This window comes from Pseudomonas sp. P135 (genome assembly GCF_020312125.1).
In the GTDB taxonomy this organism is placed as follows: Bacteria; Pseudomonadota; Gammaproteobacteria; order Pseudomonadales; family Pseudomonadaceae; genus Aquipseudomonas; species Aquipseudomonas fragariae.
This window is the reverse complement of record NZ_JAGPYR010000002.1, coordinates 38,300-52,852: the sequence shown is the minus strand read 5'-3', so window position 1 is coordinate 52,852 and position 14,553 is coordinate 38,300. Positions and strand designations below refer to the sequence as shown.

The window sequence follows — 14,553 nt, the reverse complement described above, 5'->3', positions numbered from 1 at the left end:
GGGACTATGACTGGTCTCCCACACGCCTCTTCGTCATCCGGCAATACCGCGAAGCGCGATTTCACTCAGAATGCGTTCCAGCACCTGTTCGATGGACAATTCAGTGGAATCCAGCTGTATGGCGTCGTGCGCCGGCTTCAACGGTGCTACCGCTCGCTGGGTGTCACGCTCGTCGCGTGCACATATCTCATCTAGCAGACTCGACAGACTAACATCATCGCCCTTGGCCTTCAACTGCAAGTAACGTCGACGCGCACGCTCCTCGGCACTGGCGGTGAGGAATATCTTCAGCGGTGCATCCGGGAAGACCACGGTGCCCATGTCTCGACCGTCCGCGACCAGGCCCGGCTCTTCCTGAAACGCGCGCTGGCGCAACAGCAACGCATCGCGCACCGCCGGCAGCGAGGCCACCTGCGATGCGCCGCTGCCGACCTGTTCGTTGCGAATGGCGTGGGTGACGTCCTCGCCTTCCAGAATGATGCGCTGCCCCTGCCCTGCCGCAGTCGCCTCGAACTGAACATCCAGATGAGCGGCCAGGAGCTTGAGCGCTTCTTCATTGGTCAGGTCGACACCGTGATTGCGCGCCGCGAAAGCCAGCAGGCGATACAACGCGCCGGAGTCAAGCAGGCACCAGCCGAGCTTTCTGGCCAGCAACCCGGCGACCGTGCCCTTTCCGGAACCGCTGGGTCCGTCGATGGTAATAACAGGAGCTTTGATTTTCACTTTTTGTCCTCTTGCGCTACACGCATGCCAACTTGAGCGCACAGCGCCAGAAAATGGGGAAACAATGCGGCGGCATCCGCGCACGCCTGAATACGGATGGGCGCCGAAGCCCTCAACGATGCAACGCGAAACGCCATGACGATACGCTGATCACCGCGAGCATCAACCTCGCCGCCACCCGGCACACCGCCTTCGATAATGATGCCATCCAGCACGGATTCGACCTCGATGCCGACAGCCAGCAAACCGTCAGCCATCAGCCTGACGCACTCTGCCTCATCGGCTTGCAGGGCCTGCGCGCCGCGCAGAATGGTACGCCCTTCTGCGCAGGCTGCGGCAACAAGAAGCACCGGAAATGCATTCAGCGCCAGAGGCACCAGCGCTTCGGGGATGTCAGCGCCTTTGAGCCGGGCCGAGCGAACGTGCAGGTCAGCGACCGTTTCATCCGCCAGCTTGCGGACGTTCTGCAGCACGATATCGCCGCCCATCAGGCGCAAGATATCGATCGCCCCCTCGCACGAGGAACTGACGGAAACGTCCTCTAGCAGCAGGTCACAGCCTTCACTGATCGACGTCGCGACCATGAACAGCACCGCCGACGTCACATCCACCGGCCCTTTGATGCGATGACTGACACCCTCCGCAGCCCCGCCGTGAATCGCACGAGGCTCGCCAGCTGCGCTATCGACACGGGCACGGCTGGCGAGGATTCTGCCAAAGTGCTCTCTCGCTGCGCGCGCGCGGGTAAATACGTCCATCAACTGCGCGCCGTCACCGGCATCCACTGCGTCGCGCAAGGCGTCGAGATCGGTGCGAAAGCTGTCCAGAGTGCGCAGTACAGCATCACGGTTGGCCATGAAAATGTCATGCCACATGGTCGGATCGCTGCCTGCGATGCGCGTGAAATCACGAAACCCGCCTGCGGCATACCTGAATATGTCCAGGTTTTCGTTGCGCTTGGCCAGCGAATCGACCAGACCGAATGCCAACAGGTGCGGCAGATGGCTGGTGGCAGCCAGCACCTCATCGTGGCGCTCGACCTGCATGCGCTCTACGTCAGCCCCCAGGGCAGACCACAACTGGTCGACAATCGCCACCGCATGAGGATCGGTTTCAGCCAGCGGCGTGAGAATGACCTTATGGCGACGAAACAGCGCCGCATTGGACGCCTCGACGCCGCTCTGCTCGGAACCGGCAATCGGATGGCCGGGCACGAAGCGCGACGGCATGTGCCCGAACGCCTGACGTGCAGCCCTCACCACATTGCCTTTGGCGCTGCCGACATCGGTCAGGATTGCCTGCCCCAGATCGATAGGCGCCAGCAGCGCAAGCAGCTTTTCCATGGCCAGTATCGGCACTGCCAGCTGAATCACGTCAGCGCCACGGCAGGCTACAGCAAGATCGGCCTCACAACGGTCCACGACCCCCAGCTCGACCGCAAGCCGTCGCGACTGTGGATCAAGATCGACACCGACCACCTCGCGACACAGCCCGCTTTCGCGTACGCCCTTGGCAAAGGAACCGCCAATCAGCCCAAGCCCGACGACCACCAGTCGACCGATCACCGGCCGTACTGAATGTTCTGCAATCACATCAACCACGCGAACATACCTGACAGCCCGGCAAGGTAAAAAACAAATGCATCATGGAGCGCGCCCTCAGAGAACCGCCTTCGGGTAGGAACCCAACACCTTCAAGGCCACCGCCTCACTGCTGATTTGCTCCAGCACGGCCTTGACCAGCGGATCCCTGTGATGCCCGACGAAGTCGATGAAGAACACGTAGGTCCACTTGCCACTGCGCGAAGGACGGGTCTCGATCCGTGTCAGGTCCAGGCCATTCTCGTGGAACGGCACCAGCAGCTCGTGCAGCGCGCCCGGCTTGTTGCTCATCGACACAATGATCGAGGTCTTGTCATCCCCGGTCGGCGGGACTTCCTGATTGCCGATAATGAGAAAGCGCGTGGAATTGTCCGGACGATCTTCGATCTTTTCCGCCAGCCGGGTCAGGCCATACAGACCTGCCGCCATATCGCCGGCGATGGCCGCCGAGTTCCACTCGCCCTTGACCCGTTTGGCAGCCTCGGCGTTGCTGGCAACGGCGACGCGCTCGACATTCGGGTAATGGGCATCCAGCCATTTACGGCACTGGGCCAGTGACTGAGCATGGGAATAGATGCGCGTGATGCTTTCGGTCTTGGTGCTTTCGCCCACCAGCAGATGGTGGTGAATGCGCAGTTCGACTTCGCCGCAGATCACCATGTCGTGCTCAAGAAAGCTGTCGAGGGTGTGATTGACCGCGCCCTCGGTGGAGTTTTCCACCGGAACCACGCCGAAATTCACGGCACCGGCGACCACTTCGCGAAACACTTCGTCAATTGCGGCCATCGGCAGACTGATGACTGCGTGCCCGAAATGCTTCATCGCGGCGGCCTGGGTGAACGTCCCCTCAGGGCCAAGATAGGCGACCTTGAGCGGCTGTTCCAGCGCCAGGCAGGAAGACATGATTTCGCGGAACAGACGCGCCATTTCTTCGTTGCTCAACGGTCCGCGATTGCGTTCCATGACTCGCCTGAGCACCGCAGCTTCTCGCTCCGGACGATAGAATACAGGCACCTCGCCTTCAGCCAGCGAGGACATCTTGACCCTGGCCACCTCCTGGGCACAGCGGGCACGCTCGCTGATCAGTTCCAGAACCTTCTCATCGAGGCTGTCGATACGGACGCGAAGCGCCTTGAGTTCTTGCTCGGACATCAGCCGTGCTCCTTCTCGAAGTCTTTCATGTAGGCCACCAGCGCATTGATGGCGTTGATATCGATCGCGTTGTAGATGGATGCACGCATGCCGCCTACCGAACGATGGCCCTTGAGGTTGAGCAGGCCGTTTGCATCGGCACCGGCCAGGAACGACTTGTCGAGACGATCGTCAGCCAGACGGAACGGGACGTTCATCCACGAACGATCAGGCTTGTTGATCGGGTTGCTGTACAGCTCGCTGGCGTCGATGAAGTCATACAGCGTGCGCTGCTTGATTTCGTTGCGCTTGCCGATCGCTTCGACACCGCCCTGCTCTTTCAGCCATTCGAAGACCAGCCCGGACAGATACCAGGCCAGGGTCGGCGGCGTGTTGTACATCGAACCATTGTCGGCCGCGACCTTGTAGTCGAGCATGGTCGGGCACAGCGAGCGAGCGCGGCCCAGCAGGTCTTCGCGAATGATCACCACCACGATACCGCTGGGGCCGATGTTCTTCTGGGCGCCGGCGTAAATCATGCCGAAACGCGAGATATCGAGCGGACGCGAGAGGATGTCCGAAGACATGTCGGCCACCAGGGGCACGTCGCCGGTTTCCGGAATCCAGTTGAATTCCAGGCCGCCAATGGTTTCGTTCGGCGCGTAGTGGACGTAGGCAGCGTCCTTGGACAGCTTCCACTCGTTCTGGCCGGGAATGGCGAAGTAATCGTAGGCCTTGGCGCTGGCCGCGACGTTGATTGCGCCGTAGCGCGAAGCCTCGTCGATAGCCTTCTGCGACCAGATGCCGGTGTCGATGTAATCGGCCTTGCCATTTTCAGGCAGCAGGTTCAGCGCAATCTGGGCGAACTGCTGGCTGGCACCGCCTTGCAGGAACAACACTTTGTAATTCGAAGGAATGGACAGCAGATCACGCAGATCCTGCTCGGCCTTGGTGGCAATGGAGACGAACTCATCACTGCGGTGGCTCATTTCCATGACGGAAAGGCCTTTGCCATGCCAGTCGAGGAGTTCCGCCTGGGCACGCAGCAGAACAGCTTCAGGAAGCGCAGCAGGACCTGCGCAGAAGTTAAAGGCTCGCTTGCTCATATCCACTCTCGTCAAATACGTTGGGTCTGTACGCGCTTGTTTCTGGTTACTTGCCACGAGCAGACAGACGCCGCAGCGACTGGCAGCTCCTTGCGGGAATCTTGATCCGGCCGCCGGGCTGGCCGAATGCCGCAAGGGCTGGACTTGCCTGGAATGCAGATGCATGCACAGACGAGCCAGCCCTTACCTGATTTACGTTAGCGCTTAGTTCTGTGGTTCGTCTTCGTCTGACGCAGCATCCGCCTGCAGGTCTTCACCGGCATCGTCCACTTCAGCGGCATCGACGATCACGCCGTCGACAAGCTCACCCTCAAGCTCTTCGCCTTCGACTTCCGACGGCTCCTGAACACGCTCCAGACCAACCAGCTTCTCGTCGCTGGCCAGCTTGATCAGGGTAACGCCCTGGGTGTTACGACCCAGACTGGACACTTCACCAACGCGGGTACGAACCAGCGTGCCCTGGTCGGAAATCAGCATGATTTCTTCGCCATCAAGCACCTGAACCGCGCCGACCAGACGGCCGTTACGCTCGTTGCTGACCATGGCGATAACACCCTGACCACCACGCTTGTACTCGGGGAACTCGGAAATCGCCGTACGCTTGCCGTAGCCGCGCTCGGAAGCGGTCAGAATCTGGCTGCCTTCTTCCGGGATCAGCATCGAAATCAGCTTTTGCCCTTCCGGCAGACGCATACCGCGAACACCGCGGGCGGTACGGCCCATGGCGCGGACGTCGGATTCCTTGAAGCGGGTCACCTTGCCGCCGTCGGAGAACAGCATGATTTCCTGCTCGCCATCGGTAATGGCTGCGGAGATCAGGATGTCGCCCTCGTCCAGCTCAAGGGCGATGAGGCCCGAGCTGCGCTGACGGCTGAATGCGACCAGCGGGGTCTTCTTGACAGTACCGTTGGCGGTGGACATGAAGATGAACGGCGCCTTCTTCTTGTCGGCAGCCTTGATACGGGCCTTGCGCTCTTCTTCGGTCTCGCTGCTGTTTTCCGCGTCGTCCAGCTCGCCTTCCAGGGCCTCGCCTTCTTCATCGGCACGCTTGCGCATGGCTTCGAGGTCGACCGGCAGCATGGTGGTGATGTATTCGCCATCGCTCAACGGCAACAGGTTGACCAGCGGACGACCACGAGCAGCGCGGGACGCTTCCGGAATCTCGTAGGTCTTGAGCCAGTAGACCTTGCCCTTGCTGGAGAACATCAGCAGCGTGGTGTGGCTGTTGGCGACCAGCAGGTGAGCGATGTAGTCCTCATCCTTGATGCCGGTGGCCGACTTGCCCTTGCCGCCGCGGCGCTGAGCCTGATAGACCGCCAAAGGCTGAGTCTTGGCATAACCGCCGTGGGAAATGGTGACCACACGCTCTTCTTCGGTGATCAGGTCACCCAGCGTCAGGTCCAGGCGCGCATCGAGAATTTCGGTGCGACGGGCATCGCCGTATTCGGAGCGGATCAGTTCCAGTTCTTCGCGGATCACTTCCATCAGGCGCGTTGCGCTGTTGAGGATGCGGATCAGCTCGCCGATCTGGTTGAGGATTTCCTGGTACTCGCCCAGCAGCTTCTCGTGCTCCAGACCGGTCAGGCGGTGCAGACGCAATTCCAGAATGGCCTGAGCCTGTTCCGGCGACAGGAAATATTTGCCTTCACGCAGACCGTATTGCGGATCGAGGTTCTCGGGGCGGCACGAATCGGCACCGGCACGCTCGACCATCTCGACCACTGCGCTCGACTCCCAAGGCGTCTTGATCAGCGCTTCCTTGGCTTCGGCAGGTGTCGGAGAGGCCTTGATGAGGGCGATGACCGGGTCGATGTTGGACAGCGCAACAGCCTGACCCTCAAGGATATGGCCACGCTCGCGCGCCTTGCGCAGTTCGAACACGGTACGGCGGGTCACCACTTCGCGGCGATGACGAACGAAGGCTTCCAGCAGGTCCTTGAGGTTCAGGATGCGCGGACGACCGTCGATCAGGGCAACGATGTTGATACCGAAAACGCTTTGCAGCTGGGTCTGGGCATAAAGGTTGTTGAGGATAACCTCAGGCACTTCGCCACGACGCAGCTCGATGACCACGCGCATACCGTCCTTGTCGGACTCGTCGCGCAGCTCGGTGATGCCTTCGAGTTTCTTTTCCTTGACCAGCTCGGCGATCTTCTCGATCAGACGTGCCTTGTTCAGCTGGTAAGGCAACTCGGTGATGACGATCTGCTGGCGACCGCCAACCTTGTCGATGTCTTCGACGATGGAGCGGGCACGCATGTAAATGCGTCCGCGGCCCGTGCGATAGGCTTCGATGATGCCGGCGCGACCGTTGATGATTGCCGCAGTCGGGAAATCCGGGCCGGGGATGTATTGCATCAACTCGTCGACCGTCAACTCGGGGTTGTCGATCAGCGCCAGGCAACCGTCGATGACTTCACCGAGGTTGTGCGGCGGAATGTTGGTCGCCATGCCCACGGCGATACCGCTGGAACCGTTGACCAGCAGATTGGGAATACGGGTCGGCATGACCGCCGGGATCATCTCGGTGCCGTCGTAGTTCGGCACCCAGTCCACGGTTTCCTTGTGCAGGTCGGCCAGCAGCTCGTGCGCCAGCTTGGTCATGCGCACTTCGGTGTATCGCATGGCGGCGGCGTTGTCGCCGTCGACCGAACCGAAGTTGCCCTGACCGTCTACCAGCAGGTAGCGCAGCGAGAATGGCTGAGCCATACGAACGATGGTGTCGTACACGGCGGTGTCGCCGTGCGGGTGATACTTACCGATCACGTCACCAACCACACGGGCGGATTTCTTGTACGGCTTGTTCCAGTCGTTACCCAGCTCGCTCATTGCGAACAACACGCGCCGGTGCACGGGCTTCAAGCCGTCGCGTGCATCGGGCAGTGCGCGACCGACGATTACGCTCATCGCGTAGTCGAGGTAGGACTGCTTCAGCTCGTCTTCGATATTGACCGGGAGGATTTCTTTGGCCAGTTCGCCCATGAGAAGCCTGATTCCTTTTTCTGGTGAAACCTCGCAAACCCATTCGGGGTATACGAAGCTCGCCGCTGCCAGCATGTGCGGGGCAGCGACTTACGACAAATCAACGAGTTATGCCATGAATCTACGCAGCGTGGGCGACCACAATCAGTGTCCCCGATAACCGCCGGATATTACCACAATCGCCGAGGCGCTCACATCCTTTGCAGGCGCTGAAAGCGAGCCGCAGACGCATAACACGCCTGAGAAACGCTTACAGGCCCGTCCAGCCGCATTGCACAACGGCGAAGGGTCGGGCCTGTCAGCCTCAGTGAAGGTGTTTACGGCTCATCAATTGAGCCATGCGCGCGGTATCGGGACGCTCGACAATGCCCTTTTCAGTCACGATGGCGTCGATCAGGTCTGCCGGCGTCACATCGAACACCGGGTTGAAAGCCTCGACCTCGGCGCCGACTCGCTGACCGCCTACTTCAAGCAGTTCGCGACCGTCACGCTCTTCGATGACGATGTCGTCGCCACTGGCCATTTCCATGTCGATGGTCGAACTCGGCGCGACCACCATGAAGCGCACCCCGTGGTGCATGGCGGCAACGGCGAGCTGATAGGTACCGATCTTGTTCGCCACATCACCGTTGGCGGTGATGCGGTCGGCACCGACGATGACCCAGGTGATGCCCTTGGTACGTATCAGGTGCGCCGCGGCGGAATCTGCGTTCAGGGTCACCGGGATGCCCTCGTTGGCCAGCTCCCAGGCGGTCAGACGCGAGCCCTGCAGCCAAGGCCGGGTTTCGTCGGCGTAGACCCGCTCGATCATGCCTTCCAGATGCGCCGCGCGAATCACCCCCAGCGCCGTGCCAAAGCCCCCAGTGGCCAGCGCCCCGGTATTGCAGTGGGTGAGCACCGTCTGCAGATTGCCCTGGTGCTTGCGGATCAGGTCGGCGCCCAGCTGCGCCATGGTCAGATTGGCCTCGCGGTCGCTCAGGTGAATCGCCACGGCTTCGGCCTCGAGGGCTGCCAGTGGGTCATCGCCATCCTTGACGCGCATCAGCCGATCACGCATCCGGTTCAGCGCCCAGAACAGGTTCACTGCAGTCGGGCGCGAATCGGCCAGCAACTGCATGTCCTCTTCCAGCGCCGGATACCAGTCTGCACCCTGCGCGATACGCGCACGTGCGGCCAGCACAGCACCATAAGCGGCACTGATGCCGATAGCCGGCGCCCCGCGCACGACCATCGTGCGAATCGCTTCGGCGACTCCCTCGGCGGTGGTATAGCGGTGCCAGACTTCCTCGAACGGCAGTACCCGCTGGTCCAGCAGGTACAGAGCGTCGTCCCGCCAATCGATGGCCTTAACTTTCTCCGCAGCCAACAGTCGATCGCGCATCGCCAACTCCATCTTGAACATCCGAAACCCAGCATCAAAAGCCGCTGATTATAGCGAGCCGCCTGCGAAGACGCTCGGGTATACTTCGTCATCAACGTAATAAACGATGGAAACCTTCTCATGCCGAACGCTACAGCACCGCTCGACCTTTTGCTCCTGCCCGCCTGGCTGGTGCCGGTCGAGCCCGCAGGCGTCGTGCTCAAGGACCACGGCATCGGCATTCGCGATGGCTGTATCGTCTATATCGGTCCCCGTGCCGAAGCGCTGCGGCAGAACGCCGTGCAGGTGCAGGAACTGCCCGGCATGCTGCTCAGCCCCGGCCTGATCAACGCCCACGGCCATGCGGCGATGACCCTGTTTCGCGGGCTGGCCGACGATCTGCCGCTGATGACCTGGCTGCAGGACCACATCTGGCCTGCCGAAGGCAAGTGGGTCGATGAAGACTTCGTGCGTGACGGCACCGATCTGGCCATCGCCGAGCAGCTCAAGGGCGGCATCACATGTTTTTCCGACATGTATTTCTACCCCAAGGTGGCCGCCGAACGCGTCCATGCCAGCGGCATGCGCGCGCAGATCACCGTCCCGGTGCTGGATTTTCCGATCCCAGGTGCCCACACCACGGCTGAAGCCCTGCACAACGGCATCGAACTGTTCAACGACCTCGCTCACCATCCTCGCATCAAGATCGCCTTCGGCCCGCATGCGCCCTATACCGTGAGCGATGAGAACCTGGAGAAGGTCCGGGTGATCGCCGACGAACTGGACGCCACGATCCAGATGCACGTGCACGAGACCGCATTTGAAGTCGAGCAGGCTGTCGAGCAGCGCCGGGAGCGCCCCCTCGCCCGCCTCAACCGGCTGGGCATGCTCGGGCCGCGCTTCCAGGCCGTGCACATGACGCAGATCAGCGACGACGATCTGGCCCTGCTGGTGGAAAGCAACACCAACGTCATTCATTGCCCGGAATCCAATCTCAAGCTGGCCAGCGGTTTCTGCCCGGTCGAACGACTGTGGCAGGCGGGTGTGAACGTTGCGGTGGGCACCGACGGTGCCGCCAGCAACAATGACCTGGACCTGCTCGGCGAAACCCGCACCGCCGCCTTGCTGGCCAAGGCTGTCGCCGGCTCGGCCACGGCGCTGGATGCACACCGCGCGCTGCGCATGGCAACGCTCAATGGCGCTCGCGCCCTGGGTATTCAGGCCGAAATCGGCTCGCTGGAGATCGGCAAGGCGGCGGACATGGTCGCTTTCGACCTGTCGGGCCTGGCCCAGCAACCGATTTACGACCCGGTGTCGCAGCTTATATATGCCACTGGCCGCGATTGCGTGAGTCATGTCTGGGTGGCCGGCAAGCAATTGCTCGACGCTCGCCGGCTGACCCGCATGGATGAGCCCGCACTGCGCGACACCGCGATTGCGTGGGGCCAGCGTATTTCCGGTAAAGCCGAATAATTCGATTCGGACCGAACACATGTCAGTCAGGCTTATCTATAAGCCTGACTGACGAAAAAGAATTTTGAGTTCAAGAGGGACACCCATGAGCAACGTCGACCGCGCAGAAATCGCCAAATTCGAGGCCCTGGCCCATCGCTGGTGGGACCGCGAAAGCGAATTCAAGCCGCTGCATGACATCAACCCGCTGCGCGTCAACTGGATCGACGAGCGCGTCGGTCTGGCGGGCAAGAAAGTGCTGGACGTCGGTTGCGGCGGCGGCATCCTCAGCGAGGCGATGGCCCTGCGCGGCGCAACGGTGACCGGCATCGACATGGGCGAAGCGCCGCTGGCAGTCGCACAGCTGCACCAGCTCGAATCGGGTGTCAGCGTCGAGTACCGGCAGATCACTGCCGAGGACATGGCCGAAGAAATGCCCGAGCAGTACGATGTGGTGACTTGCCTGGAAATGCTCGAGCACGTGCCGGACCCGTCCTCGGTGATCCGCGCCTGCTACCGCATGGTCAAGCCTGGCGGTCAGGTATTCTTCTCGACCATCAACCGTAATCCGAAAGCCTATCTGTTCGCTGTGGTCGGCGCCGAATACATCCTCAACCTACTGCCGCGCGGCACCCACGACTTCAAGAAATTCATCCGCCCTTCCGAGCTGGGCGCCTGGAGCCGTGACGCCGGCCTGCAGGTCAAGGACGTCATCGGCCTGACCTACAACCCGCTGACCAAGCATTACAAGTTGACCTCCGATGTCGGCGTCAACTACATGATCCAGACCCTGCGGGAGGCATGACAGATGCGCCTTAGAGCGGTTTTATTCGACATGGACGGCACTCTGCTCGACACCGCACCGGACTTCATCGCCATTGCCCAGGCGATGCTTGCCGATCGCAACCTGCCGGCGGTGCCGGACAAACTGATCCGCGACGAAGTTTCCGGTGGCGCCAGAGCCATGGTCGCGGCCACCTTTGCGATGTCCCCCGAAGATCCACAATTCGAGGCGTTGCGTCTGGAGTTTCTGGAACGCTATCAGCGTGACTGCGCCGTCCACAGCAAACTGTTCGACGGCATGGACGAATTGCTGGCCGACATCGAGAAGGCCGGCCTGATCTGGGGGGTGGTGACCAACAAGCCGGTGCGCTTCGCTCAGCCCATCATGGAGCGGCTCGGCCTGGCGGAACGCTCGGCGCTGCTGATCTGCCCTGATCACGTCACACACAGCAAGCCACACCCGGAACCGATGATCCTGGCCTGCCGGATGCTCGACCTGGACCCGGCCAGCGTTCTGTTCGTAGGCGACGATCTGCGCGACATCGAGTCCGGGCGCGACGCCGGCACAAAAACCGCCGCCGTGCGCTACGGCTACATCCACCCCGACGACAATCCCGATCACTGGGGTGCCGACGTGGTGGTCGATCATCCGCTGGAATTGCGCAAGGTGCTGGATAACGCACTGTGCAGCTGCTAAACGAGGCTTTACATGTTTGATTACTCCGCGCACCCGGAACTGCTCAAGGGCCGGATCATTCTGGTCACCGGTGCCGCTCGCGGCATCGGTGCCGCAGCCGCCAAAGCCTATGCAGCACATGGCGCCACCGTCTTGCTGCTGGGCAGGACCGACGCCAGCCTGGCTCAGGTTCATGACGAGATAAAGGCAGCAGGTCAGTTGCCGCCACTGGTCATACCCTTCGATCTGCAAAGCGCCGACCCGGCGCAGTACCACGCGCTGGCGGCCATGATCGAGCGCACAGTCGGCCGTCTAGACGGGCTGCTGCATAACGCCTCGATCATCGGCCCGCGTACTTCGGTGGAACACCTGCCCGGCGAAGACTTCATGCAGGTCATGCACGTCAACGTCAATGCCACCTTCATGCTCACCCAGGCACTGCTGCCGCTGCTTCAGCGTTCGGCGGATGCGTCGATAGCCTTCACCTCCAGCAGCGTAGGTCGCAAGGGGCGCGCACAATGGGGCGCTTACGGCGTGTCGAAGTTTGCCACCGAAGGCCTGATGCAAACCCTTGCTGACGAGCTGGAGGGCGTCAGCACGGTCCGCGCCAATAGCATCAACCCTGGCGCAACCCGCACAGGCATGCGCGCGCAGGCCTATCCGGATGAAAATCCACAGAACAATCCGGCGCCTGAAGAGATCATGCCGGTCTATCTGTACCTGATGGGGCCGGACAGCAAAGGCATCAATGGGCAGGCATTGAATGCCCAGTGACAGGGACAGGCTGTTGTGACGAAAAACCGTCACAACGGCCGTTCAAAACGGCTTTTTAAGTCAAGGAATTGCCGATTTTTCGCCACTGTCAGAGAGATGGCGTCAGCTAAACCACTGATTTTAATAAGTCTGGCCAAAAATGAACCGAATGGCACCGCGTCCCCTCTAACCCAGCCAAGCCAGCAATATGTGCTGAGGAGCGAAGAGATGAATTTTCCTACCCAGACCCATGCAATCGACTTCGATACGGCTGAACTGCAACGCCTCGGGTTTAGAAATCGACCTGACGCCGTGCTTCCACCCCCGTCACTGCCCGAGCTGATCTATCAGCTTGGGCGACAATTGCAGACCAGTCTGGAAGCCGAGCGGATACTGACCCTGTTTTTTCAGGGTGTACAACGCTTCCTGCCATTGAGCGGTCTGATGTATCGACATATCGAAAGCGACTTGCACCTGCGTCTGGGCGAGATGTCATCCGACAGCGCCAGTTTTCACCTGCGTCACGAAGGCAAATGCATCGGCGAACTGGAGTTTCAAGGCGCCAGGCCATTCGACACGCGGCAATTGAGCGACCTTGAATCGCTGCTGGTCTGCCTGGTGTACCCGCTGCTGAATGCGCTGCTATACCGCATTGCCACGCAAACTGCCCTGCGTGATCCGCTGACCAGCACCGGCAACCGCATCGCCATGGATCAGGGCCTGGCCCGAGAAATCGAAATTTCACGGCGCCACAAGCAACCGCTGTCACTGCTGATGCTGGATATCGACCACTTCAAGAAAGTGAATGATGAATACGGTCATCATACCGGCGACGATGTGCTGAAAACCGTTGCGCAGAGCCTGAAGGCGCAACTGCGCAATATTGATCGGGTGTTCCGCTATGGCGGTGAAGAGTTCGTTGTGATTCTGTCCAACACCGGCGCCGACTCTGCCGAACTGATTGGTCAGCGTCTGTGCCAGGCGGTGCGCAATCTCGAGTTTCGCGAACTCAGCCCGGCGTTGACCATGACCGTGAGCCTGGGTTGCTCGACACTGCTGCCGACGGAAACAGCCGACAGCCTGCTGCGCCGTGCCGATAATGCGCTGTACGTCGCCAAACGCGAAGGCCGTAACCGTATCGCCATGGCCAGCTAGCCCTCTCTCCCGCCTTTTCGCCCGCCCCTACGCCTCCAGCGCGGCAACACGTCCTCGCGGCTTGACCCTGTCCAGTTGCATGCAACGCTCAAGAAACAGGTACATGTAGTCGTAGCTTTTGGTAACGGCCTGACGCAGCTCGGTCTGCAATTGCACACTCGGCTTGTTGCCCACCAACGTACAAATGATCTCGAGCGCCTCCCAAGGGTGAGCGTCGTCGTATTGCGCATGCATCTTGAGCCACTTCATGGCCTTCTTGCGGGTCTCTTCAGGAAACGCTTCAGCGTACGCACCAGTGGAACAGACCACGGCCGACCATTCGCCCGTCGCCCCTTCAATAGCGTAGTTGGTAGCCGCCATCGCCACGGCCAGCGAATCCGACGAGCTGGTCTGCCAGCACCAGTGGCTCAGCGCGTGCAACTCGGGCGCTACCCGCTGATCGTGCAAGTCCTCAAGCGTCACCTCATGCGCCGCACACCAGTTGACCCAGTAGTCGGCATGATTGAGTTCGACGCGAATATTGCGCATCAGCCAGCGGCGCGCCATGTCTTCACCCGGGTGACGACCGAAACGGGTCTTGGTGAGGTTCTTGGCCATGTACACCGCGAATTGTTCGACGACTGGCCATCCGCCGATCAGGTAGTGGCGCATGATCTGCGGACTCAGCGTCGCGTCACGCATCTGCTGGTACAACTCGTGCTCGACCACCCGTGCTTTTGCAGCGCTGCAATCCTTGATCAACTGCTGCGCCCAGGCCGGATAACTGCTGGCTTCCATGAGCGGACCGGTTCTATCGAAAGCATCGATCACTGGGGTATCTCCTTATGAGGG

12 protein-coding genes are annotated in these 14,553 nt (G+C 60.8%); 5 read left to right on the top strand and 7 right to left on the bottom strand.

All coding sequences use genetic code 11. The annotated features are described in order from the left end of the window. Nucleotides 1–33: 33 nt before the first annotated feature. The 6 genes from cmk to mtnA all read right to left on the bottom strand — a co-directional run bounded on the left by cmk (nucleotide 34) and on the right by mtnA (nucleotide 8,924). Entirely contained in the window at nucleotides 34–723 is a 690-nt protein-coding gene (gene cmk / locus KBY08_RS02700; RefSeq protein ID WP_002554563.1) for a (d)CMP kinase, read from the bottom strand. Then, nucleotides 720–2,324 (bottom strand): prephenate dehydrogenase/arogenate dehydrogenase family protein, encoded by a 1,605-nt coding sequence (locus KBY08_RS02695; RefSeq protein ID WP_111522428.1) that lies wholly within the window; start codon nucleotides 2,322–2,324, stop codon nucleotides 720–722. Before KBY08_RS02695 ends, cmk begins: the two co-directional genes overlap by 4 nt. 57 nt (nucleotides 2,325–2,381) lie before the next feature. Beyond that, on the bottom strand, nucleotides 2,382–3,476 hold the full coding sequence (gene pheA, locus KBY08_RS02690; RefSeq protein WP_032653389.1) for a prephenate dehydratase: 1,095 nt from the start codon (nucleotides 3,474–3,476) through the stop codon (nucleotides 2,382–2,384). After that, nucleotides 3,476–4,561: a 3-phosphoserine/phosphohydroxythreonine transaminase gene (gene serC, locus KBY08_RS02685; RefSeq protein WP_024638884.1), complete on the bottom strand. Its 1,086-nt coding sequence runs from the start codon at nucleotides 4,559–4,561 to the stop codon at nucleotides 3,476–3,478. The genes pheA and serC overlap by 1 nt, the downstream gene beginning before the upstream one ends. A 204-nt stretch (nucleotides 4,562–4,765) precedes the next feature. Then, on the bottom strand, nucleotides 4,766–7,543 hold the full coding sequence (gene gyrA, locus KBY08_RS02680) for a DNA gyrase subunit A (RefSeq protein WP_003314654.1): 2,778 nt from the start codon (nucleotides 7,541–7,543) through the stop codon (nucleotides 4,766–4,768). 304 nt (nucleotides 7,544–7,847) lie between these two features. Next, complete coding sequence (gene mtnA / locus KBY08_RS02675; protein ID WP_225651078.1) at nucleotides 7,848–8,924, bottom strand: S-methyl-5-thioribose-1-phosphate isomerase; 1,077 nt, start codon at nucleotides 8,922–8,924, stop codon at nucleotides 7,848–7,850. A gap of 120 nt (nucleotides 8,925–9,044) precedes the next feature. Here mtnA and KBY08_RS02670 point away from each other — a divergent pair, with 120 nt between their 5' ends. From KBY08_RS02670 to KBY08_RS02650, 5 genes are all read left to right on the top strand, one after another. Continuing rightward, nucleotides 9,045–10,376, top strand: coding sequence for a TRZ/ATZ family hydrolase (locus KBY08_RS02670; RefSeq protein WP_032653395.1), 1,332 nt, complete (start codon nucleotides 9,045–9,047; stop codon nucleotides 10,374–10,376). 85 nt (nucleotides 10,377–10,461) lie between these two features. After that, a complete protein-coding gene (gene ubiG, locus KBY08_RS02665; protein ID WP_003369710.1) occupies nucleotides 10,462–11,160 on the top strand; it encodes a bifunctional 2-polyprenyl-6-hydroxyphenol methylase/3-demethylubiquinol 3-O-methyltransferase UbiG in 699 nt (232 codons plus the stop codon). A 3-nt stretch (nucleotides 11,161–11,163) separates the two neighbouring features. After that, a complete protein-coding gene (gene mupP / locus KBY08_RS02660; RefSeq protein ID WP_024638882.1) occupies nucleotides 11,164–11,835 on the top strand; it encodes an N-acetylmuramic acid 6-phosphate phosphatase MupP in 672 nt (223 codons plus the stop codon). A gap of 12 nt (nucleotides 11,836–11,847) precedes the next feature. Then, nucleotides 11,848–12,588 carry a YciK family oxidoreductase gene (locus tag KBY08_RS02655; protein WP_003404242.1) on the top strand — a complete coding sequence of 247 codons (741 nt, stop codon included), beginning with the start codon at nucleotides 11,848–11,850 and terminating at the stop codon, nucleotides 12,586–12,588. Nucleotides 12,589–12,795: 207 nt separating this feature from the next. Next, the gene (locus KBY08_RS02650) at nucleotides 12,796–13,722 is read left to right on the top strand and encodes a GGDEF domain-containing protein (protein ID WP_024660914.1); all 927 of its coding nucleotides are present in this window, start codon (nucleotides 12,796–12,798) and stop codon (nucleotides 13,720–13,722) included. A 27-nt stretch (nucleotides 13,723–13,749) separates the two neighbouring features. Here KBY08_RS02650 and KBY08_RS02645 read toward each other — a convergent pair whose 3' ends face one another. Further along, nucleotides 13,750–14,532 carry a TenA family transcriptional regulator gene (locus tag KBY08_RS02645; RefSeq protein WP_011268568.1) on the bottom strand — a complete coding sequence of 261 codons (783 nt, stop codon included), beginning with the start codon at nucleotides 14,530–14,532 and terminating at the stop codon, nucleotides 13,750–13,752. Nucleotides 14,533–14,553 lie beyond the last annotated feature (21 nt).